15 protein-coding genes are annotated in these 21,906 nt (G+C 71.6%); 9 read left to right on the forward strand and 6 right to left on the reverse strand.

The features are described from left to right. The first annotated feature begins 1 nt into the window (after window position 1). Both OG878_RS23815 and OG878_RS23820 read left to right on the forward strand, forming a co-directional pair. Window positions 2-2,545 carry an SUKH-4 family immunity protein gene (locus OG878_RS23815; protein ID WP_328891355.1) on the forward strand — a complete coding sequence of 848 codons (2,544 nt, stop codon included), beginning with the start codon at window positions 2-4 and terminating at the stop codon, window positions 2,543-2,545. Between the two features lie 187 nt (window positions 2,546-2,732). Further along, window positions 2,733-3,626: a cellulose-binding protein gene (locus OG878_RS23820; protein ID WP_328888653.1), complete on the forward strand. Its 894-nt coding sequence runs from the start codon at window positions 2,733-2,735 to the stop codon at window positions 3,624-3,626. A gap of 154 nt (window positions 3,627-3,780) precedes the next feature. Here OG878_RS23820 and OG878_RS23825 read toward each other — a convergent pair whose 3' ends face one another. The 3 genes from OG878_RS23825 to OG878_RS23835 form a co-directional block, all read right to left on the reverse strand. Beyond that, window positions 3,781-5,403: a sodium/solute symporter gene (locus tag OG878_RS23825; RefSeq protein ID WP_328888654.1), complete on the reverse strand. Its 1,623-nt coding sequence runs from the start codon at window positions 5,401-5,403 to the stop codon at window positions 3,781-3,783. Then, window positions 5,400-5,861, reverse strand: a complete 462-nt coding sequence (locus OG878_RS23830) for a DUF485 domain-containing protein (protein ID WP_328888655.1) — start codon at window positions 5,859-5,861, stop codon at window positions 5,400-5,402. The genes OG878_RS23825 and OG878_RS23830 overlap by 4 nt, the downstream gene beginning before the upstream one ends. A gap of 147 nt (window positions 5,862-6,008) precedes the next feature. After that, window positions 6,009-7,616, reverse strand: a complete 1,608-nt coding sequence (locus OG878_RS23835) for an MFS transporter (protein ID WP_443049155.1) — start codon at window positions 7,614-7,616, stop codon at window positions 6,009-6,011. A gap of 428 nt (window positions 7,617-8,044) precedes the next feature. Between OG878_RS23835 and OG878_RS23840 the strand changes: the two genes are divergently transcribed. The 3 genes from OG878_RS23840 (at window position 8,045) to mfd (ending at window position 15,254) form a co-directional block, all read left to right on the forward strand. Next, window positions 8,045-8,833 carry an ABC transporter ATP-binding protein gene (locus OG878_RS23840; protein ID WP_328888656.1) on the forward strand — a complete coding sequence of 263 codons (789 nt, stop codon included), beginning with the start codon at window positions 8,045-8,047 and terminating at the stop codon, window positions 8,831-8,833. Beyond that, window positions 8,830-11,415, forward strand: a complete 2,586-nt coding sequence (locus tag OG878_RS23845) for an ABC transporter permease (protein WP_328888657.1) — start codon at window positions 8,830-8,832, stop codon at window positions 11,413-11,415. The genes OG878_RS23840 and OG878_RS23845 overlap by 4 nt, the downstream gene beginning before the upstream one ends. Before the next feature lie 308 nt (window positions 11,416-11,723). Next, a complete protein-coding gene (gene mfd / locus OG878_RS23850) occupies window positions 11,724-15,254 on the forward strand; it encodes a transcription-repair coupling factor (protein ID WP_328888658.1) in 3,531 nt (1,176 codons plus the stop codon). On the opposite strand, the gene OG878_RS23855 is transcribed toward mfd, so the two are convergent. After that, window positions 15,232-15,807, reverse strand: a complete 576-nt coding sequence (locus OG878_RS23855) for a TetR/AcrR family transcriptional regulator (RefSeq protein ID WP_328888659.1) — start codon at window positions 15,805-15,807, stop codon at window positions 15,232-15,234. The two genes, mfd and OG878_RS23855, sit on opposite strands and share 23 nt — an antisense overlap. Before the next feature lie 105 nt (window positions 15,808-15,912). On the opposite strand from OG878_RS23855, the gene OG878_RS23860 reads away from it, so the two are divergent. Continuing rightward, window positions 15,913-16,779 carry an SCO6745 family protein gene (locus tag OG878_RS23860; protein ID WP_328888660.1) on the forward strand — a complete coding sequence of 289 codons (867 nt, stop codon included), beginning with the start codon at window positions 15,913-15,915 and terminating at the stop codon, window positions 16,777-16,779. A gap of 148 nt (window positions 16,780-16,927) precedes the next feature. Next, window positions 16,928-17,671 (forward strand): HNH endonuclease family protein, encoded by a 744-nt coding sequence (locus OG878_RS23865; protein WP_328891357.1) that lies wholly within the window; start codon window positions 16,928-16,930, stop codon window positions 17,669-17,671. Between the two features lie 334 nt (window positions 17,672-18,005). Here OG878_RS23865 and OG878_RS23870 read toward each other — a convergent pair whose 3' ends face one another. Continuing rightward, window positions 18,006-18,743 carry a metallophosphoesterase gene (locus OG878_RS23870; protein WP_328891358.1) on the reverse strand — a complete coding sequence of 246 codons (738 nt, stop codon included), beginning with the start codon at window positions 18,741-18,743 and terminating at the stop codon, window positions 18,006-18,008. Between the two features lie 178 nt (window positions 18,744-18,921). Here OG878_RS23870 and OG878_RS23875 point away from each other — a divergent pair, with 178 nt between their 5' ends. Both OG878_RS23875 and OG878_RS23880 read left to right on the forward strand, forming a co-directional pair. Then, window positions 18,922-19,536: a CGNR zinc finger domain-containing protein gene (locus OG878_RS23875; RefSeq protein ID WP_328888661.1), complete on the forward strand. Its 615-nt coding sequence runs from the start codon at window positions 18,922-18,924 to the stop codon at window positions 19,534-19,536. A gap of 105 nt (window positions 19,537-19,641) precedes the next feature. Further along, window positions 19,642-20,388 (forward strand): N-acetyltransferase, encoded by a 747-nt coding sequence (locus OG878_RS23880; protein WP_328888662.1) that lies wholly within the window; start codon window positions 19,642-19,644, stop codon window positions 20,386-20,388. 496 nt (window positions 20,389-20,884) lie between these two features. Here the strand turns inward: OG878_RS23880 and OG878_RS23885 are convergent, their stop codons facing one another. After that, window positions 20,885-21,718: a DUF4190 domain-containing protein gene (locus OG878_RS23885; protein WP_328888663.1), complete on the reverse strand. Its 834-nt coding sequence runs from the start codon at window positions 21,716-21,718 to the stop codon at window positions 20,885-20,887. Window positions 21,719-21,906: the final 188 nt, after the last annotated feature.

The raw sequence follows: 21,906 nt of genomic DNA on the forward strand, positions 1-21,906 counted from the left end.
GATGGTGACCTTCGCGCAGGCGCAGGAGCGGGCGGACGAGTGGGTCAACGGTGAGGTGCCCGCGTATCAGCATCGTGAGGTGCGGGTCCGTGAGTTCGAGCTGGGTTTCGTGGTGTGGGCCGAGGACCGTGCGGAGGGTCCGGTCTCGGACGGTGGCCGGCAGCGGCTGGTGATCGCGCGGGACAGCGGTGAGGCCACGTTGTGGCCGGGGTTGCCGGTGGGTGAGGTGATACGGCGGTACGAGGAGGAGTACGGCGCGGTCGATGCGGCGCCGGCGGCTCCGGAGCCGCCGCAGCGTGTCGATCTGAATCAGACGTCGTTCCTGCTGAGTCCGCCGGAGTGGCTCCAGGAGGCGGCGGACAAGCTCGGGATTCCGGATCGCCGGGCGGAGCGTTCGGGGGAGACTCCCCCTCCTTCTCCGTCTTCTTCCTCTTCTTCTCCTCAGGCTGTGGATGCTTCGGGGGCGCCGTCGGGTGGGACGCCGTGGGCGGCTCCCGCTGGGCAGGTCGCGTACGAGCCGACGGCGCAGGACGGCGTTCCGGCGTCGTCGCCGAGCGGGTCGACGCCGTGGGCGGGTACCGATACCAATGCGGACTCCGACGACGGGGCGGTCGAGCTGCCGGCCACGGTGTTCGCGCCGCCGCTCTCGGGCGCCGATGACGACGGCACTCCGCCGCCGGTGGTGTCGGCGGATGCGCCGACCGCGCTGATGTCCGGCGGCAGTCAGCTGCCGCGGACGGCGGTCGCTCCGGGGCTGAATCCGCAGGGTCCGGGTGCGCAGGGTCCTGGTGCGCCGGCCGGTCCCGGGAGCGGTGACATCGCGGATGCGGCGACCAGCAAGGCCGTGCGGCCGCCGCGTGGTGCGCGTGGGGGCGGTCCGACGGCTCCGCCGCCGCCGGGTGCTCCCGGTACGCCGGGTGCCCGGCCGGGTGTGCCGGTGCCGCCGCCTTCGGGGCCGGGTACGCCCGGTGTTCCGGCGGGCGGTTATGTGCCGACGCAGCTCGTCTCGCAGGCCGGTCCGCCGGGTGCGCCTCAGCGGCCCGGTCCTCCCGGCCCGCCCGCGCCCCCTGCTCCTGCTGCTTCGACGCCGCCGCCCGGTGGCGGTTTCGACCGGGCGGCGACGATGCTGGCCGATCCGGGTCCGGGTGGTCCGAGTGCGCCGAGGCCTCCGGGTCCGCCCGGTGCGCCCGGTGTTCCGCAGCCTCCCGGTCCGCCCGGTCCTCCTGGTTCGACGCCGCCGCCCGGTGGCGGTTTCGACCACGCTGCGACCGTGCTGGCCGATCCGAGCCTGGGTGGTCCGAGTGCCCCGAGGCCTCCGGGTCCGCCCGGTGCGCCGCAGCCGCCCGGCCCGCCCGGTTCCACGCCGCCGCCTCCGGCGCCGCCCGGTGGCGGTGCGCACCATGCCGCCACAATGCTCGCGGGTCCCGGCCAGGCCGGGCCGCCCGCTCCGCAGCCTCCTGGTCCGCCCGGTGCGCCCGGGATGCCGCCGGTCGGCGCCCCCGGTCCCGTACCGCCGAATCCGCACACCCCGCCGCCCCCGGCGTACGGCTATCCGCAGGCACCGGCGGGTCAGCCGACCGTCGGCCCCGGGTATCAGGCCGTGCTGCGTTTTCGCGCGCCCGACGGCAGCGAGCAGCAGTTGATCCGCCGGTCGGCGCCCGGCACCCCGCACCCCGAGTGGCAGATGCTGCACGAGTTGCGGGCCATGAATGTGCCGCCGCAGCAGGTCATCGAGCTGCACACCGAGCTGGAGTCGTGCGAGCTGCCCGGTGGCTACTGTGCGCGGATGATCCGGGAGACCTGGCCGCAGGTCCGGATCACCAGCGTGGCTCCGTACGGCACCGATCACGCCAGTCGTCAGCAGGGCATGCAGCATCTGCTCACGCACCAGGGCGAGCTGCACCAGGTGGCGGACGGTCCGGCGCGGCCGGCGCCGGTGCGGGCCCCGTTGCCGCAGATGCCGCCGGCGATGCCGCTCCCGCCGGAGGCCGTCGCGGAGGAGCTGATGCAGTCCTTCGGGCCGCAGGGTGTGCTCCGTTTCGACCAGCGTGCGGTGTCCCGGCAGGGGGTGCCGGAGATCGTGGCGCGGACGTTGGTGTGGGCGGGTCTGCCCGCCGACTTCGGTCCGTTCTTCTGGGCGCAGCCGGGTCAGCCGGTGGTGCCGACGCTGGCGGAGCTGGCTGTGCAGCGGCAGGTGCAGCCGGCTGCCGATGCGGGGTCGTATCTCGTCATGGGGTCCGACTTCGGGCGGGCGATCTGTGTGCAGTACGGCACGGCGAACATCGTGGCCGTGCCGGTCGAGGCGGGTCCCGGTGGGCAGTCGGTGCCGCCGCAGTTCGTGAACACCGGGTTGCCGGAGTTCGTGCGTTCGATGGCGCTGCTGGGCCGGATGTGGCGGCTGCGCTTCGGTCTGAATCCGGAGCAGGCGGGTCGCTGGACGGTCGATTTCCAGGCGCAGCTGGTGGCGCTGGACGCGGCGGCGCTGGCGTCGCCGGAGAGCTGGTGGTCGGTGCTGCTGGAGCAGATGTGGGACGGCCTGATCTGACCTGCTGTTCTGTGTGAGAGGCGCCCGGACCCCGTGAGGGGCCGGGCGCCTTTCTGTGTCCGGTGCCGGTCCTGTGAGACCCGTCGCTTCCGTCCGGAAAGAAGCGAAACGATTCGGACTTCTCAGCCAATTGCCGCATCCTTGGCGTATTGCTTGGTGGTCGGAGAGTCGGAGAGAGGCGTCAAGGATGAGTGCTGCACCGGTGTCCGCGCATGGCTTCGTCGCGGTGCGCGGACGTGGTTACCGCCCGGAGCAGGTGGACGGGACCGTGGCCGGTCTGTCGGCGGAGCGGGACGCGGCGTGGGCGATGCTGTCCCGGCTGACCGCGCGGGCCGAGGAGCTGGGGGCCGAGTCGGCCCGGCTGGCCGAGGCCGTGGCCGCGCTCGCTCCGCCGACGTACGACTCGCTCGGTGAGCGGGCGCAGGAGATCCTGTCACTCACCGAGGGGGAGGCCGAGGCCGTGCGCAGTGCCGCGCTGGAGGAGGCGCAGGCGCTGCGGGATGCGGCGGATGCGGCAGCGCGTACGCTCCGCGACTCGGCCCGTGCGGATTCCGACGCGATCCGGTCGGCCGCCGAGGCGCAGGCCGACCGGACGGTGTCCGCCGCGCAGCGGAGCGCCGACGAGATGGTTGCCGCGGCCCGCAAGGGTGCTGCGGAGGTGCGCGACGAGGCGGAGGCCGCGATGTCCGGGACGCGCCGCCGTACTGCGGGCGTGCTGGCCCACCAGGAGCAGGAGCACAGCGAGCGGTGGCAGGCGTCCGAGCGTGAGCTGGCCGACGCCGAGGCGGCGCAGGCCGTGCGTCTCGACGCGCTGACGGAGCAGGCGGAGGCCCGCCTGGACGAGGCGCGGCGGGCGCTGGCGGAGACGGTGGAGGCGGCGCGGCACGGCCAGCAGGACGCCGAGGCGCAGGGCGCGGAGCTGATCGCGGTGGCGCGGGTGCGTGAGGAGCGGGTGGTCCGGGAGACGGAGCGGGTCCTGCGGGAGCACGACGAGGGCCGCGAGGAGGTCCAGGCGCACATGGCGCACGTACGGAACTCGCTCGCGGCGCTCACCGGGCGTGGGGCTCAGGTGGGGGACTGAGCACCCCGGGACCGAGCACCCCGGGACCGAGCGCCCCGGGGCCGAGCGCCCCGGGGCCGGGTGTCGCGGGGCCGGGTGTCGCGGGGCCGAGCGGACGGAGACGGAGTCCGCGCGTGGACCGGTCCCGGTCGGTCCGTGCAGGGGTGCGCGAGGGTCAGCGGCGTGTCGCTGCCGGGGGTGCGCCTGCCAGGATCCACGGTTCGACGGCCTCGTACTGGCTGCGTTCCTCGGTGGCCGTACGCCGGCTGCGTACCGTGCCCAGCCAGCCCGCCAGGAAGCCGATCGGGATGGAGACGAGGCCCGTCGTGGTGAACGGGAACCAGTTGAAGTCGTGTCCGGGGAAGACGGCGCCGGGGGAGCCGGAGACCAGATTGGTGCCGGTGATCAGGACGAATACGGCGGTGGTGCCGCCGATGAGGGTGCAGAGCAGGCCCGTACGGGTGTAGCGCCGCCAGAACATGCTGTAGACGAGCGCGGGGGCCAGTGCCGATGCCCCGACGCAGAAGGAGAGCGTCACCATCGCCTGGAGGTTCCAGTGCCGGGCGAGGACCGCGAGAGTGATCGCGAGCAGGCCGACGGCGACTGCGGCTCCTTGCGCCGTGCCCATTTCGATGCGGCCGGCGACCGGTTCCTTGTTCCGGTTGCGTGTTCCGTGCAGCCCGTGGGCGAACAGGTCGTGGGCGAGGGAGTTCGCGCAGGCCAGGATCATGCCGGCGACGGAGGCGAGCAGTGTCAGGAAGATGGCCGTCGTCATGGTCGTGACGACCAGCGCGCCGAGCCCGCTGCTGCCCGCGACCGCCCCGCTGACCTGCAGGATCGCACCGTTGCCCTGGGCTCCGGCGGCGACGATCAGGTCGTGGCCGACGAGAGCCGCGGCGCCGAAGCCGATCACGGTGAGCAGCAGGCAGAGTCCGACGACCACGGAGATCGCCCAGGACAGTGAGCGGCGGACGTCCTGTGCGCTGCGGCCGCTCGACATGCGCATGGTGATGTGCGGCAGGCAGGCGGCGCCGAGCACCACGGTCAGTTCGGAGCTGACCATGTCGAGGCCGCTGCCGCCGAACTGGAGCCCCGAGTGGAGATAGGCGGCCCCGGCGCCGCTGCCGTGCTGTGCTGCTGCGAGGAGTGCGCCGGTGGACCAGTCGTAGTGGTTCATGACGAGTACGGCGATGGTGAGGCAGGCGGCGACGAGGAAGACCGTCTTGAGGATCTGGATGAGGGCGGTGCCCTTCATCCCGCCGATCGCCGCATAGCTGATCATCACGATGCCGAGCACGATGATCGCGCCGGTGCGGAACCCGGAGTTGTCGAATCCCAGGATGAAGGCGAGCAGGTCACCGCTGCCCGCGAGCTGTACGACCATCAGGGGGAGGAGTGCGGCGAGGGTGACCGCGCACGCGGCGATGCGGACCGCGCGGCCGGGGGCGCGGCGGGTGAGTATGTCGCCCATCGTGAACCGGCCCGCATTGTGCAGGGGTTCGGCGAGCAGGAACATCAGCAGGACGAGCGAGAGGGCGGTGCTCAGGGCGAGTACGAGCCCGTCGTATCCGGTGAGAGCGATGATTCCGGTGGTGCCGAGGAGGGTGGCGGCGGAGAGGTAGTCGCCGGCGATGGCGAGGCCGTTGCGGATCGGGGAGAGCGAGCGGTAGCCGGTGTAGAACTCGTCGAGGTCGTCGCGGTCCGGGCCGGTCATCACGCAGAGCAGCAGGGTGACGGTGGCCACGGCGATGAACGCCACCAGGGACATCGTCTGTGCGGACTCGTTGAATCCGTTCATCGGGCCCCTCCTGTTCTGCGGAGTTCGGCGGAGAGCGGATCGACCGTGTGCCGGGCGGTCCGTTCGTACAGGGCGATCGCGAGCAGGGTCACCGGGAGCTGGCACAGCCCGAGTGCGAGTCCGGTGGTGACGCCGCTGCCGAGGGGGTGGGTCATCAGGCCCGGTGCGAAGCCGGACAGCAGGAGGAAGAGCGTGAAGAAGCCGAGCGCGGTGAGCGTCGCGCCGCGCCGCAGTATGCGGTAGGCGGCGCGCAGTCTGCGCAGGTCGCTGTGGTGGCCGGGGGCGGGGACGGGGGTGACGGGCGGATTCGGCCACTGCGGTGGGGTCGCGGGCGCCGAACTCTGCCAGGGCAGCAGGAAGCCGGGGTCCTGGGGAGGCTGGTACTGGGGCCGGTGGGAGGGCTGCGGCCGTTGGTGGCGGGGCTGGTACCGGGGGTGGTTCGGAGGCTCGTACGACATGAGGGTGCTGCTCCTTGCATGGCTCGGGCCCGGGGAAGGACTGCAAGGCAGAAGCGCGTGTGCGCTGTTGGAAGCGCGTACGTTACTAGCGAGTATCTCCGCTGGGGAGGGGTTGGTCGAAACTACCTACGGTAACCCTTCAGATGTCTAGTCCCGTGGTGCTTCGGCGGCGCTCTCGGTGGCGGCGTCGGTCTCCTCGGCAAGGACCGGGAAGCGTCGCGGCGCCACGAAGACCAGCACCAGCAGAGCCACCGCCGCGGCCGCCGCGGCCCCGAGGTAGACCTGGTCGACGGCCGCGTCGACGGCCCGCCGCAGATAGTCCGTCGCCGCGGCGGAGATCGCCCCCGGGTCGTCCAGTGCGTGGGAGATCGCATCGAGGTCGCCGGGCAGTCCGGCGACGGGCGCGTCGGCGAGACGGTTCGCGAGGACGCCGTTGGCGACGGCCCCGAACAGCGCGGCGCCCAGGCTCTGGCCGACCTGCCGGCAGAAGAGCACGGAGGCCGTCGTCGTACCGCGTTCGGACCAGCCGACCGTCGACTGGACCCCCACGATCAGCGGCAGTTGGAACAGCCCCAGTGCCGCACCGAGCAGCAGCATGATCAGGGCGGGCTGCCACGGTTCGCCGGGATACGGCAGCAGCGGGAAGGACAGCAGGATCAGCAGGGCGGCGCCCATGCCGATGATCGCGGTACGGCGGAACCCGATGCGGTTGTAGACCCGGTTGGACAGTGCCGCCGAGACCGGCCAGCTCAGCGTCATCACGGAGAGCACGAAACCGGCGGCGATCGGGCCGAGGCCGAGGACCGACTGGGCGTACGTCGGCAGGAAGACGGTCGGGGCGACCATCAGCAGGCCCATCGCGCCCAGGGCCAGATTGACCGAGGCGATGGTCCGCCGCCGCCACACCCAGCCGGGGATGACCGGGTCGGCGGCGCGCCGCTCGATGACGACGGTCAGTGCGGCCAGGGCTGCGCTCGCGGCCAGCAGGCCGAGCGACGGCGCCGACAGCCAGGGCCAGGCGACACCGCCCTGCACGAGTGCGGTCAGCAGCAGGGCGCCGGTGGCGAACACGGCGAGGGCGCCCGCCCAGTCGATCCGGAGCCGGGGTGTGCCGGGGGCGGGGCGGGTGCGGGAGGGTTCCTGGAGGTGGCGTACGACCAGCCAGAGGGCGACCGCCCCGACCGGCAGATTGATCAGGAAGATCCAGCGCCAGTCCGCGTACGCCGCGAGGAGTCCGCCGATCACCGGTCCTGCGACGGCGGAGGTGGCCCAGACGGTGGACAGCTTGGCCTGGATCCTGGGGCGTTCCTTGAGCGGGTAGAGGTCGGCGGCGATCGTCTGGACCGTGCCCTGCAGCGCGCCGCCGCCGAGTCCCTGGACGACGCGGAAGGCGATCAGGGCGGCCATGCTCCAGGCGGCGGCGCACAGGACCGAGCCGGCGAGGAACAGGATGATGCCGGCGATCAGGACGGGTTTGCGGCCGAAGGTGTCGGAGAGCTTGCCGTAGACCGGCAGGGTGACGGTGACGGCCAGCAGATAGCCGGAGAAGAGCCAGGAGAAGACGGCGAAGCCGCCGAGATCGCCGACGATCTGCGGGACGGCGGTGGAGACGATGGTGCCGTCGATCGCGGCCAGGGCCATGCCGAGCATCAGCGCGGCCACGACCGGGCCGCGGCCCCGGGGCGCGGCGGTGGAGGGTGCCGGGTCCAGTCCGGACCCGGAGATCGCTTCGGTACCGCCGCCCGCGCCGTTCACAAAGATCCCTTCCCTATGCACGTACTTTCCCGGGGACACTGTCTCACCTGCTGCCGCGCCGGTGCGGCGGAACGGTCCTCCGCCACCTCCGGGTGGAGTCCCTGAGAGCCGGCTCCGCCCGGGGGCGCAGACCCCTAGGGGTAGCTCCTCACTTGTGCCCAGGGGCGGTTCCTCCCGGCGGAGGAGGTGGGGCCGGGGAGCCGTTCCCTAACGTGGTTGTGCGCCGCGATTGCGGCTGACCGCAGGGGGCGGGGTGGGGAAAACCCCACTCCAAGACTGCACTGGGCACCAGCGCGCCGGACCACTTCCGGACGCGAGACTCAGTGCGTACACCACGACGTTCCGGGCATGGCCCGCCATCCGGGGTCCGACCCGGCACAACGGCATCAACTGCCGTACAGGCATCGACCGACACAAGGAGAATCACCGTGACAACGGCTGTAACCATTCCCAGGCACGGGGGCACTGGAGGGCGTACGGCCGTCGCTGCGCGGGCGCGGCAGGTCGTCAAGGCGTACGGGGCCGGGGAGACCCGGGTCGTGGCGCTCGACCATGTCGATGTGGACATCGCCCGCGGGCAGTTCACGGCGATCATGGGGCCGTCCGGCTCCGGCAAGTCGACCCTGATGCACTGCCTGGCCGGTCTGGACACGGTGACCTCGGGCGAGATCCATCTCGACGAGACCGAGATCACCAAGCTCAAGGACAAGAAGCTCACCCAGCTGCGCCGGGACCGGATCGGCTTCATCTTCCAGGCGTTCAACCTGCTCCCGACGCTCAATGCGCTGGAGAACATCACGCTGCCGATGGACATCGCGGGCCGCAGGCCCGACGCGGGCTGGCTGCAGCAGGTCGTGGAGACGGTCGGCCTCGCCGACCGGCTGAAGCACCGGCCCACCGAGCTGTCCGGCGGCCAGCAGCAGCGGGTCGCGGTGGCCCGGGCCCTCGCCGCCCGACCGGAGATCATCTTCGGTGACGAGCCCACCGGGAATCTGGACTCGCGGGCCGGCGCCGAGGTGCTGACCTTCCTGCGCAAGTCCGTCGACGAGCTGGGCCAGACCATCGTCATGGTCACCCACGACCCGGTGGCCGCCTCCTACGCGGACCGGGTGCTGTACCTCGCGGACGGGCGCATCGTCGACGAGATGCAGAACCCGACGGCCGACCAGGTCCTCGACCGCATGAAGGACTTCGACGCGCGCGGGCGGACGTCATGACCATCTGGAAGACCTCGGTACGCAACTTCTTCGCGCACAAGGGGCGGATGGCGCTCTCCGCCGTCGCGGTCCTGCTGTCGGTGGCGTTCGTGTGCGGCACGCTCGTCTTCACCGACACGATGAACACCACGTTCGACAAGCTGTTCGCGGCGACCTCGGCCGATGTCACCGTCAGCCCCAGGAACGCGCAGGACGTCGACGACATGCCGCAGAGCGGCAAGCCGGTCTCCCTGCCGGCCGCCGCCGTCGAGCAGGCCGGGAAGGCGGACGGGGTGAAGACCGCCGAGGGCGCGGTCACCAGCATGTCCGTCACCGTCGTCGACAGCCACGACAAGAACATGGGCTCCTCGACCGGCGCCCCGACGATCGCGGGCAACTGGACGCAGAACGACCTGCGTTCGATGGAGATCACCTCCGGCCACGCACCGCGCGGACCGACCGAGGTCATGGTCGACGCCGACACCGCGGACAAGCACCACCTGAAGATCGGTGACGAGCTGCGCACCATCGCCGTCACCGGCGACATCAGGGCAAGAATCAGCGGTATCGCCTCCTTCAAGGTCACCAACCCGGGTGCGGCCGTCGTCTACCTCGACACCGCCACCGCGCAGACCAAGCTGCTCGGCAAGCCCGATGTGTTCACCCACATCTCCGTCACCGCCGAACCCGGTGTCAGTGACACGCAGTTGAAGAAGAACGTCGCCGCCGCCCTCGGTGACAGCGCCGCGTACAAGCTCCAGACCCAGCAGGAGGCCGCGGACGCCAACAAGGACTCGATGGGCTCCTTCCTCGACGTGATGAAGTACGCGATGCTCGGCTTCGCCGGGATCGCCTTCCTCGTCGGCATCTTCCTCATCGTCAACACCTTCTCGATGCTGGTCGCCCAGCGCACCCGCGAGATCGGCCTGATGCGGGCCATCGGCTCCAGCCGCAGGCAGGTCAACAGGTCCGTGCTGGTCGAGGCGCTGTTCCTCGGCATCGTCGGCTCGGTCCTCGGTGTCGGCGCGGGCATCGGACTCGCCGTCGGGCTGATGAAGCTCATGGGCGCCATGGGCATGGAGCTGTCCACCGACGACCTCACCGTCGCCTGGACGACCCCCGTGATCGGCCTGGCGCTCGGCGTCATCGTCACCGTCGTCGCCGCGTACGTCCCGGCCCGCCGGGCCGGGAAGATCTCCCCGATGGCCGCCCTGCGCGACGCCGGAACCCCGGCGGACGGACGCGCCGGACGGGTACGGGCCCTGATCGGTCTGGTCCTCACGGCCGCCGGTGGCGCCGCCCTGTACACCGCGGCGCAGGCCGACGAGGCGACCGACGGTTCGCTCTTCCTCGGTGCGGGTGTGGTCTTCACCCTGATCGGCTTCATCGTGATCGGCCCGCTGCTGGCCGGCTTCGTGGTCCGGGTGCTCAGCACGGTGGTGCTGCGGATGTTCGGCCCGGTCGGACGGATGGCGGAGCGCAACGCGCTGCGCAACCCGCGGCGTACCGGAGCGACCGGAGCGGCCCTGATGATCGGCCTCGCGCTGGTCGCCTGCCTCTCCGTCGTCGGCTCGTCGATGGTCGCCTCGGCGACCGAGGAGCTCGACAGGTCGGTCGGTGTGGACTTCATCGTCCAGCCGAGCGGCAACCCGCCCCAGCCGATCGTGCCGCAGGCCGCGAAGGCGCTGGAGGCCGTCCCGGGTATCGAGCACATCACCCACTACAAGTCGGTCGGTGCCAAGCTCACCTCCCCCGACGGTGCGGTCGAGGACGAGGGTGTCGTCGCCGCGGACCCGACGTACAGGGACGACCTGCGCCGGGAGACGGTCTCCGGGAACCTGGCCGATGCCTACGGCAAGGACGCCATGTCGGTCGGCGACGGGTACGCCACCCGGCACAAGGTCGAGGTCGGCGACCGGATCACCGTCGCGTTCAAGGACGGGGAGACGGCGAAGCTGAGGGTCGCCGCGATCACCTCGGACGACACGAACGTCGACAAGGGTGCGATGTACACCAACATCACGACCGCCGAGAAGTACGTCCCCGCCGACAGGATGCCGAAGAACATGCTCATGTTCGCCGAGGCGCAGGACGGCAAGGAGAAGGAGGCGTACGCCGCCCTCAAGGACGCGCTCGCCGCGTACCCGCAGTACAGCGTGCAGAACCAGGCCGACTTCAAGCAGGACCTGAAGGACCAGATCGGCCAGCTGCTGAACATCGTCTACGGTCTGCTGGCGCTCGCGATCATCGTCGCGGTGCTCGGCGTGGTGAACACCCTGGCCCTGTCGGTGGTCGAGCGGACCCGTGAGATCGGTCTGCTGCGCGCCATCGGCCTCTCCCGCCGCCAGCTGCGCCGCATGATCCGCCTGGAGTCGGTGGTCATCGCCCTCTTCGGAGCCCTGCTCGGCCTCGGTCTGGGCATGGGCTGGGGCACGGCGGCCCAGAAGCTGCTGGCCCTGGAGGGTCTCCAGGTCCTGGAGATCCCGTGGCCGACGATTCTCACGGTCTTCGTCGGCTCGGCCTTCGTCGGTCTGTTCGCGGCCCTGGTCCCGGCGTTCCGGGCGGGCCGGATGAACGTGCTGAACGCGATCGCGACCGAATAGCGGGCGCAGGTCCACGTAGGATGACGGATCCGGCCCCGGGGTGTTCCTCCAAACACCCCGGGGCCGGGCGCGTTGCGGCTGCGGCGGTGCGCCGTCTCGCCGGGAGAAAACTTGTTCACCCAGGTGAGGGCAGACGTGCCGGCGGCGCCGCAATCCGGCCCGGTGCGCCGGATTGCGGGCGCGGGTGTCACAGGGGAGTCGTACGCTGGGAACCCCCGGCCCGTGATACGTGTCGGGCCCTTCGCGTTGCCCCCTGGCAGCAGCCGGCTGCCGGAACCTCGCCCTCGTAACCCGGACGGAAGCGCTTCATGAGCCTGCACGGTCTGCTGGATGCCGTCGTACGTGACCCGGCACTCGCCGAAGCGGTGAAGGCCGCCACCGACGGCCACCGCATGCATGTCGACCTCGTCGGCCCGCCCGCCGCCCGCCCCTTCGCCGTGGCCGCGCTGGCCCGTGAGGCCGGGCGGACGGTGCTTGCCGTGACCGCGACCGGGCGGGAGGCCGAGGACCTGGCCGCGGCCCTGCGGACGCTGCTGCCGCCGGACAGCGTCGCCGAGTTCCCGTCCTGGGAGACCCTGCCGCACGAGCGGCTCTCGCCGCGCTCGGACACGGTGGGCCGCCGCCTGGCCGTGCTGCGACGGCTCGCGCACCCGAGGGCCGACGATCCGGAGACCGGCCCGGTGAGCGTCGTCGTCGCACCGGTGCGTTCCGTGCTGCAGCCGCAGGTCAAGGGGCTCGGCGACCTGGAGCCCGTGGCGCTGCGCATCGGCCAGGGCGCCGATCTCGGCAAGACCGTCGACGCGCTGGCGGCAGCCGCGTACTCCCGGGTCGAACTGGTCGAGAAGCGCGGCGAGTTCGCCGTCCGCGGCGGCATCCTGGATGTCTTCCCGCCGACCGAGGAGCACCCCTTGCGGGTGGAGTTCTGGGGCGACGACGTCGAGGAGATCCGTTACTTCAAGATCGCCGACCAGCGGTCGCTGGAGATCGCCGAGCACGGACTGTGGGCGCCGCCCTGCCGTGAGCTGCTGCTGACCGACGAGGTACGCGCACGGGCCGCCGCGCTCGCCGAACTCCACCCGGAGCTGGGCGAACTGCTCGGCAAGATCGCCGAGGGGATCGCGGTGGAGGGCATGGAGTCCCTCGCGCCGGTCCTCGTCGACGACATGGAGCTGCTGCTCGACGTGTTGCCGAAGGGCTCGATGGCGCTGGTCTGCGACCCGGAGCGGGTCCGCACCAGGGCGGCTGACCTGGTCGCCACCAGCCAGGAGTTCCTGCAGGCTTCGTGGGCTGCGACGGCCGGTGGCGGCGAGGCACCCATCGATGTCGGTGCCGCGTCCCTGTGGGGGATCGCGGACGTCCGCGACCGGGCCCGTGAGCTGAACATGATGTGGTGGTCGGTCTCGCCGTTCGCCGCCGACGCAGAGCTCGACGAGGACACCCTGAAGCTCGCGATGCACGCCCCGGAGTCGTACCGCGGCGACACCGCCCGGGCGCTCGCCGACACCAAGGGCTGGCTCGCCGACGGCTGGCGCACGGTGTACGTCACCGAGGGGCAGGGCCTCGCCTCCCGCACCGTCGAGGTGCTCGGCGGCGAAGGCATCCCGGCCCGTTTCGACCCGGACCTGGCGGAGATCGCGCCGTCCGTCGTCCATGTCTCGTGCGGTGCGATCGACCACGGCTTCGTGGACCCGGTGCTGAAGCTCGCCGTGCTCACCGAGACCGACCTGACCGGTCAGCGCACCGCCACCAAGGACCTGGGCCGGATGCCGGCCCGCCGCCGCAAGACCATCGACCCGTTGACGCTGGAGACGGGCGACTACATCGTCCACGAGCAGCACGGCGTGGGCCGCTACATCGAGATGGTGCAGCGCACGGTGCAGGGCGCCACCCGCGAGTACCTCCTCGTCGAGTACGCCCCCGCCAAGCGCGGCCAGCCCGGCGACCGCCTCTACATCCCGACGGACCAGCTGGAGCAGGTGACCAAGTACGTCGGCGGCGAGGCGCCCACGCTGCACCGGCTCGGCGGCGCCGACTGGACGAAGACCAAGGCGCGCGCCAAGAAGGCCGTCAAGGAGATCGCCGCCGACCTGATCAAGCTGTACTCGGCGCGGATGGCGGCTCCCGGCCACGTCTTCGGCCCCGACACCCCGTGGCAGCGCGAGCTGGAGGACGCGTTCCCGTACGCGGAGACGCCGGACCAGCTCACCACGATCGCCGAGGTGAAGGAGGACATGGAGAAGTCGGTTCCGATGGACCGGCTGATCTGCGGCGACGTCGGTTACGGCAAGACGGAGATCGCGGTGCGCGCCGCGTTCAAGGCGGTGCAGGACGGCAAGCAGGTGGCCGTCCTCGTCCCCACGACGCTCCTGGTCCAGCAGCACTACGGCACGTTCACCGAGCGCTACTCCCAATTCCCGGTCAATGTGCGGGCGCTCAGCCGCTTCCAGTCCGACTCCGAGTCGAAGGCGACCCTGGAGGGCCTGCGCGAGGGCTCGGTCGACCTGGTCATCGGCACCCACCGCCTGTTCTCGTCGGAGACGAAGTTCAAGGACCTGGGGCTGGTCATCGTCGACGAGGAGCAGCGGTTCGGCGTCGAGCACAAGGAGCAGCTGAAGAAGCTGCGGGCCAACGTCGACGTCCTGACCATGTCCGCGACGCCGATCCCCCGGACGCTCGAGATGGCCGTCACCGGTATCCGCGAGATGTCGACGATCACCACCCCTCCGGAGGAGCGCCACCCGGTCCTGACCTTCGTCGGGCCGTACGAGGAGAAGCAGATCGGCGCGGCCATCCGTCGTGAACTGCTGCGTGAGGGGCAGGCGTTCTACATCCACAACCGTGTCGAGTCCATCGACCGTGCGGCCGCGCGGCTGCGCGAGATCATCCCCGAGGCCCGGATCGCGACGGCGCACGGGCAGATGTCGGAGCAGGCCCTGGAGCAGGTCGTCGTCGACTTCTGGGAGAAGAAGTTCGACGTGCTCGTCTCCACGACGATCGTCGAGTCCGGCATCGACATCTCCAACGCCAACACCCTGATCGTGGAGCGCGGCGACAACTTCGGTCTCTCCCAGCTCCACCAGCTGCGCGGCCGTGTCGGCCGCGGCCGCGAGCGCGGCTACGCGTACTTCCTGTACCCGCCGGAGAAGCCCCTCACCGAGACGGCCCACGAGCGTCTGGCCACGATCGCCCAGCACACCGAGATGGGCGCGGGCATGTACGTGGCCATGAAGGACCTGGAGATCCGCGGCGCCGGAAACCTCCTGGGCGGCGAACAGTCCGGCCATATCGCGGGCGTCGGCTTCGACCTGTACGTCCGCATGGTCGGCGAGGCCGTCGCCGACTACCGGGCCTCGCTCGAGGGCGGTGTCGAGGAGGAGCCGCCGCTGGAGGTCAAGATCGAGCTCCCGGTCGACGCGCACGTCCCGCACGACTACGCCCCCGGAGAGCGGCTGCGCCTGCAGGCGTACCGCGCGATCGCGTCCGCCACCACGGAGGACGACATCAAGGCGGTCCGCGAGGAACTCACCGACCGCTACGGCAAACTCCCGGAGCCGGTCGAGAACCTCCTCCTGGTCGCGGGCCTGCGGATGCTCGCCCGCGCCTGCGGTGTCGGCGACATCGTGCTCCAGGGCCCGAACATCCGGTTCGCCCCGGTGGAGCTGCGCGAGTCGCAGGAGCTGCGGCTGAAGCGCCTCTACCCGAAGACGGTGATCAAGCCGGCCCTCCACCAGATCCTGGTGCCGCGCCCGACCACGGGCAAGATCGGCGGCAAGCCGGTCGTCGGCCGCGAACTGCTGGCGTGGACCGGGGAGTTCCTCACGACGATTCTGGGTTCCTGAACAGCAGCCCGGCGAGCGACCGGAACACCTCCTCGGAGTTCCGGTCGCCCAGCGGGTCGTCCAGATTGCCGCTCAGGAGCAGGGTGGCGTAGCCGTGGGCCAGGGACCAGGCGGCGATGCCGGCGAGCCGCGGGTCGTCGCCGCGTCCCTCGGCGGGGAGGCCGGTGACCCCCGCGCGCAGCGCCTGCGCCGCGCGAGCCTTCGCCGCGAGGAGTTCCGGGTCGTCCGGGTGGTGGAGTTCCGGCCGGAACATCACCTGGAAGTGCGCCGGGTGGCCGGTCGCGAACCGTACGTACCGCACGCCCCTTTCCCGCAGGTCCGGCGCATCGGCGAGGGCGTCGGCGAAGAGCCCGTACCCCTCGGCGGCGATGGCGGTGAGCAGGCCCGTGCGGTCCTTGAAGTGGTGGGCGGGGGCGGCGTGGGAGACGCCGGCCCGGCGGGCCAGGTCGCGCAGGCTCAGGGCGCCGGGGCCCTCGGTGCGGATGACGTCGAGTGCGGCGGTGAGGACGGCCCGTCGCAGGTCGCCGTGGTGGTAGGTGCGCTCGCTGCTCATGACAGCACAGTACGCGGAATCTAGTCATTGACAAGTTGGTGGAGGGCGAGGATTCTCTAGAACTAGTCAGCGACAAGATGCAGGTTCGGCCGGAGGGGCGGAGACATGTCCGAAGAGTTGGGTCGCGTACGTCAGATGTGGCACCTGCTGGAGCCTCTGCACGCGGTGCTCTACTACGCGCCGGAGGTCTTCGAGGAGGCCGCCGCGCTCGGCTACCGCACCGATGAGCGCTGGCCGAGCTACTTCGCCTGGCGCGCGGCGCCGCTGGGGGCGGCCGGTGCGGAGCGTGTCGTCGACACCTTCTACAGCTTCAGCCCGCAGACGGTGCGGGAGCACGTTCCGGCGGCCTGGTCCGTCGCCTCGCCCGACGCCGTGCTCGCGGCCCGGGCGAGGGCGGTCGACCGCGCGTACCGTGCGCTTCTCGGGGAACAGGCCGCCGGCCCGGAGACCGCCGAGGCCGCCGCACTGACCCGGCGCGTCGCGGAGGCCGCGGACGTGACCGGCCGCCCGCTGGCCGAGGCCAACGCCGCCCTGCCCTGGCCGGACGAACCGCACCGGGTGCTCTGGCATGCGGCGACGATCCTGCGCGAACACCGCGGGGACGGGCATGTCGCCGCGCTCGCCGAGGCCGGACTCGACCCGGTCGAGTCGCTGGTCTCGTTCGCCGGCATCGGCGCCGCACGTCCCGAGGTGTTCGCGAGCCGGGGGTGGAGCGACAAGGAGTGGAACGCGGCCCGTGAACGACTGACCGGGCGGAGGCTGTTGGAGGAGGACGGTACGGCGACGGAGGCGGGCCGGGCGCTGCGTGCCGAAGTCGAACGGCGGACGGACGAGCAGGCGGCCGCCCCCTGGCGGGCGCTCGGCGCGGGGGAGCGGGAGCGGCTGGTAGAGCTGCTGGGGCCGCTGTGGGTGGCGGCGCTCGGGTCCGGGCTGCTGCCGTCCGAGACGACGCTCGGCATCGGGAAGGTGTGAGGCGCGGCGCGGTGTGATGCGGGCCGCATCCCTCACGTACCGCGGCCTTGAACGTCCGTGGACGGGGAAGACGTCCGTAGGATTCCCGGGTTCGGCTTTCTCCCCGTCAGGACGGTCTCGAGTGATAACTCCCCGCGCGTACCGAGTGATGCTGCCCGCCCTGAGCGCGGCGGCGGTCCTGGCCCTGACGGGCTGCGACCCCGATGACGTGACCGCCGGCGACAGCGGATCGGCGGGCGGCGGGCAGCAGGCGGGCGGCTTCGGTGTCAGCCCGCTGACCAACGAGGACGGTACGAAGCCCGGCCTCGCGTCTCTCACCACCGAGGCGGACCGGACCGCCGCCCGGAAGATCGTCGAGAAGGTGGCCACCAAGGGGCGCGGACCGAAGACCGGTTACGCACGGGACGAGTTCGGCTACGCCTGGATGGACACGGCGGACGGGGTGCCGCTGGCGCGGAACGGGTGCGACACGCGAAACGATCTTCTGCATCGCGATGGCCGGAACCTCCGTTTCCGCTCCGGCTCCGACTGCGTGGTCGTCGCCATGACGCTGCACGATCCGTACACCGGGAAGACCATCGAGTGGCGCAAGGCGAAGGCCGCCGAGGTGCAGATCGACCATGTGGTGCCGCTGTCGTACAGCTGGCAGATGGGCTCGTCCCGCTGGCCGGAGAGCAAGCGCAAGCAACTGGCCAATGATGTGCTCAATCTGATCCCGGTCGAGGGACGGGCCAATTCCGCCAAGAGCGATTCCGGGCCCGCGTCCTGGCTGCCGCCGAACAAGCAGATCAGGTGCGCCTACGCGGTCCGGTTCGCCCAGGTCGCCATCAAGTACAGGATGCCGGTCACTGCGCCGGACAAGCAGACGATGCTGCGCCAGTGCGGCGGTTGAGGAGCCGCACGTCTCGACCGGGGCGGGTCGGCAGGCTGCCGGCAGCGGCCCGTGACCGGCTCCTCGTCGCTCGGGGCTCCCGGGCGCACGGCGCGACCATGCGGCGGGCGAGGGCGAGCACCCTGAGCTGCGCCACGAGTGCGCCTCAGGCCGGCCCGCCGGGGCCGCCCAGGCTCGTCCGTCCGGGCCGCGGCGCGGCCACGCCGCGGACCACGCCGCCGGCGCCCCGCGCGACGGCCCTTGCCACGCTGCTCGGTTCGGGGCCGGTGTGCGTCCGCTTCCAGGGCCCCGGCCCCGGGGCGCTCGGCCCCCGGGGCTCCAGGAACCGCGGGGATCAGAGCACGACGCGAAAGTGAGTGGTCAGACGGCGGTCGTCGCCCAGGACGTGAAAGGCGAGACCGGGCGGCTGGTCGCGGTCTGCGGCGTCGTCGCCCTCCCAGGGCATGCGCAGCGTCCAGGTGACGGCCGGTCCGACGATCAGCGGACGTGCGGCGAAGGTCGAGGCGGCCGCGGTGTGGGCATGGCCGGTGAGCACGGCGACCACCTGCGGGTGTGCGTCGAGCAGGGCGGCCAGCTGCTCGGGCTGTTCGAGTCTCCCGGAGTCGGGCAGGGGGTGGTGGAGTTCGACCGGCGGCTGATGGAAGGCGATCAACGCCGGGCGGTCCTCGGGCAGTCCGGTGAGAGTGGCGTCGATCCAGGCCAGGGTCCGGGCGTCGAGGCGTCCCTCGTCGCGCCCCGGGATCGTGGAGTCGCACATCAGGACCGCGGTGCCGGAGATGTGGTGGACCCGGTTGACGGGGCCGCCGTCGGGTGACTCCCCGAGCAGGACCTTGCCGTACGCCTGGCGCACATCGTGGTTCCCGGGGCAGGCGAGCACCGGGAAGGGGGAGTCGAGGATGCGGGCCGCTTCCTCGTACTCGGCCTCCTCGCCGTGATCGGCGATGTCTCCGGTGACCAGAAGAGCGTCGACCGGGCGGGGCAGCGCCCGCAGATGGTCCATGACGCGAGTGGCCCGCCTGGTCGCCCTTTCGCTGCCGTCCAGGTGCAGATCACTGATGTGGGCAAGCAACAGCGTCACTGTTCTCTCTCCTTCTGTGGCGGGCCCGGGCGGCGGTGCGTGCCGCCCCGGAGTGCGGGTGCGCACTCCGTCCCTAACGGAAGTTCTCAGTTATCCGTTAGGGACCTTAGACTGTGCCCGCAGGTGCCATCAAGTGGCCGGCGACCGGGCACGGGAGGAACAGGGAGGCCTTGTGGAGCGCTGGACGGCTCTGGAACTGGCGAGCACGATCCGCCATGACGGAAACGGCGGCGTCACCGACGACCTCGCCACGGTCGAGGGGACGACCCGCTGGATTCGCCGGCAGAGCGACCTGCTGGCCGGCCACGTCCCGGCCGGAGAGATCACGGCCGACGAGGACCTCAGGAGCCGGATCGTCGGACTGCGGCGGGCCGTCCGGACACTGTTCGCCCGAACGGTCAGCCCGGCTCCGCCCAGCCCGGCGGACGCCCATCGGCTCATGACCGTCGACCAGGCCCTGGCCGGCCTCAACGCGGCAGCCGGCCGGGAACTCGTCGCCCCGCAACTGGACTGGCCCGCCGAAGGGGCCCCCACGACCCGGCTTCTCTCCGCCGAGAACGATCCGCACGTGGGGCTGGTCGCTGCCCTGGCCCGCGCCGCCATCGACTTCCTGGGCGGTCCGCAGCGCGAGCAGTTGCGGGCCTGCACCGCGCCCCGCTGTGTGCGCTACTTCGTCAAGAGCCACGGACGGCAGGAATGGTGCAAGCCGTCATGCGGAAACCGTGCACGACAGGCCCGCCACTACTCGCGCCGCAGCGCGGCATCCGACGGCCCGGCCCCGTCCTGACGCGCCCCGGAAGAGGGCCCGTCCCGGTGCGGGAGCGCGTGGGTGTGCGGGGCACCGGATGCGGATCGGGCCGGTCGTTCCGGTCACAGCACTAGCGTGTGGTGGATGGAACTGACGATCACCACCCTCGCCGTGCGCCCGGAGCTTGCCCGGCCCATGTATGAGATGCCCGAAACCTGGCCGGAGTTCGTCCTGGAGGATCTCGTCGGGTGGGCGAACTACCCGAGGCTCGCCGTCGATTTCCCGGAGTACGCGCTCGTCGCGACCGACCCGGACGGCACCGTCGTCGCACGGGCCTACAGCGTGCCGTTCGCGCTGCACGCACCGGGGCGCGGGAAGTTGCCCGAGGGCGGCTGGGACCAGGTGCTGCTGTGGGCGTTCTCCGACCTGCAGCACGGGCGTATGCCGGACACGGTCAGCGCGATCGAGATCTGCGTCGCCAAGGGGCTGCAGGGGCAAGGGATTTCGGGGCGGATGGTCGCCGCGATGCGGGAGAACGCCGGACGGCTCGGGTTCCGGGAGGTCGTCGCTCCGGTGCGGCCGAACGCCAAGCACCTGAACGCCTCGGTTCCGATGGAGGAGTACGCCCGCCGGACCCGGACGGAGGACGGGCTTCCGTACGACCCCTGGCTGCGTGTCCATGTGCGCGCGGGCGGGGTGATCGAGGCGGTGGCGCCGGTGTCGATGACGGTGTCCGCCTCCCTCGCGCGGTGGCGGTCCTGGACCGGGCTGCCGTTCGACGAGGACGGTCCGGTGGAGGTGCCGGGGGCGCTGGTGCCGGTGCAGTGTTCGGTGGCGCACGGGTACGCGGTGTATGTGGAGCCCAATGTGTGGGTGCGGCACCGGGTGTGAACGCGGCAGGAACCCGCCGGGGTGGACGGGTTCCGCACGTGTCAGCCGGCCGGTCTCTTCACTGAACGCTTCGTCGGCCACGGAGAACGCGACGGCGACCGGGGTTCCGGTGCTGAAGTCCGGCGTCAGGCGGTGGGGTCCTCCCGCCGTGGCGGCCGTCGCCCGCCACGATCCCCTGCCCGCTGTGCGGGTGAGGGCCGGAGCGGGGAGGGAGCCGGCGGCCGTCGGCCCGCCCTTGCGGGCGGTGCCGCCGTTCGCCGCCGGGCGGTCGAGGAGACCCTGCCGGTCGCAGGAGCGCAGGGCCTCGCCGCCGGGGCCTTGTCGGCGCCTTGTCGGCGACCCCCGGGGCCCGACGGCCGGGCGAACGAAGCTGTGTCCTGCTGCTGGGCGAACACCGGGTCGCAGGCTGTGAGCGCCAGGGCCTCGGCGGCGCAGAGTGTCGCGGTCCGCGGGGTGGCGGCGGGGCGGCGCGTGGCGGGCCTCCGGCCGGGGCGCTCTACAGCTTCAGGTCCCACTGGGTGGCGGCGTAGGTGAAGCCGGGGTTGACCTCGACGGTCAGGTTCTCGGCGTCCGCCGGGGCGTCGAAGGCGAACTGGACCGTGACCTTCTTCCCCGGCAGGACCGTGCCGCTGAAGCCCTCGCCGACCTTGCCGTCGAAGATCTGCTCGGCGTTCACACCGTCCTTGCCGGCCCTCGCCTCGACGTTGACGAGCGCCGCGTCGAACTTCTCCTTGCCCGCGTTCTCGACGACGACGGCGATCCGGTACGCCCGGTTGCCCTTGGTGTGACCGGAGGCGAACGAGTCGGGGGTGTACGAGGTCGCGTCGCCGACCGTGACCGTCAGATCGTCGTCGTACACGGCGGAGTCGCCGGCCTCCAGCGCCTTCCCGGTGTCCTTGTCCTTGCCCTTGTCCGCGGTGGAGCCCGCGTCGCCCGCCTCCGGCTTTGCGGATGCCGTGGTGTCCGCCACCGCCTTGCTGAGGTCGTTCACGGCGTCGTCCACCGCCTTGAAGGTGATCACTGCACCGACCACCGAGAGGATCAGTGCGACCAGCCCGAGGACGGCGCCGAACGTGGCCGTGCCCTTGTTGGTGGCCTCGCCGCGCTTGGCGCGGCCCCGTCCGACCAGGCCGAGGATCAGAGCGATGACGCCGAGGATGCCCGCCAGCCAGAAGAAGAACGGGATCAGGCCGGAGACGGCGCCGATGATGCCGAGGATCAGCGCGGAGACGCCGAGCCCGTTGCGGGCCGGGCGCAGGCCCGGCGTGTGGGCGGGGGTGTACGGCTGCTGGGGCTGCGGGGACTGCGGCGGCTGCGTGAACTGGGACATGGCTGTGCCCTCCGGCATGTGCAGGGGTGAGTGGTGAGCGGTCTGCTGCGCCACCTGATGTAGCGACAGGTCAATAACAGCAGAGCTTGTGAACCGAGTCAACACCGTTCACGCGTGACGGGTTAATGCACGCCGTGAATCGGTTCTGCGTGAACAGCTCGGTATGCTCGACAACACAGCAGGCAGCG

This window comes from Streptomyces sp. NBC_00316, assembly GCF_036158715.1.
Lineage (GTDB): Bacteria > Actinomycetota > Actinomycetes > Streptomycetales > Streptomycetaceae > Streptomyces.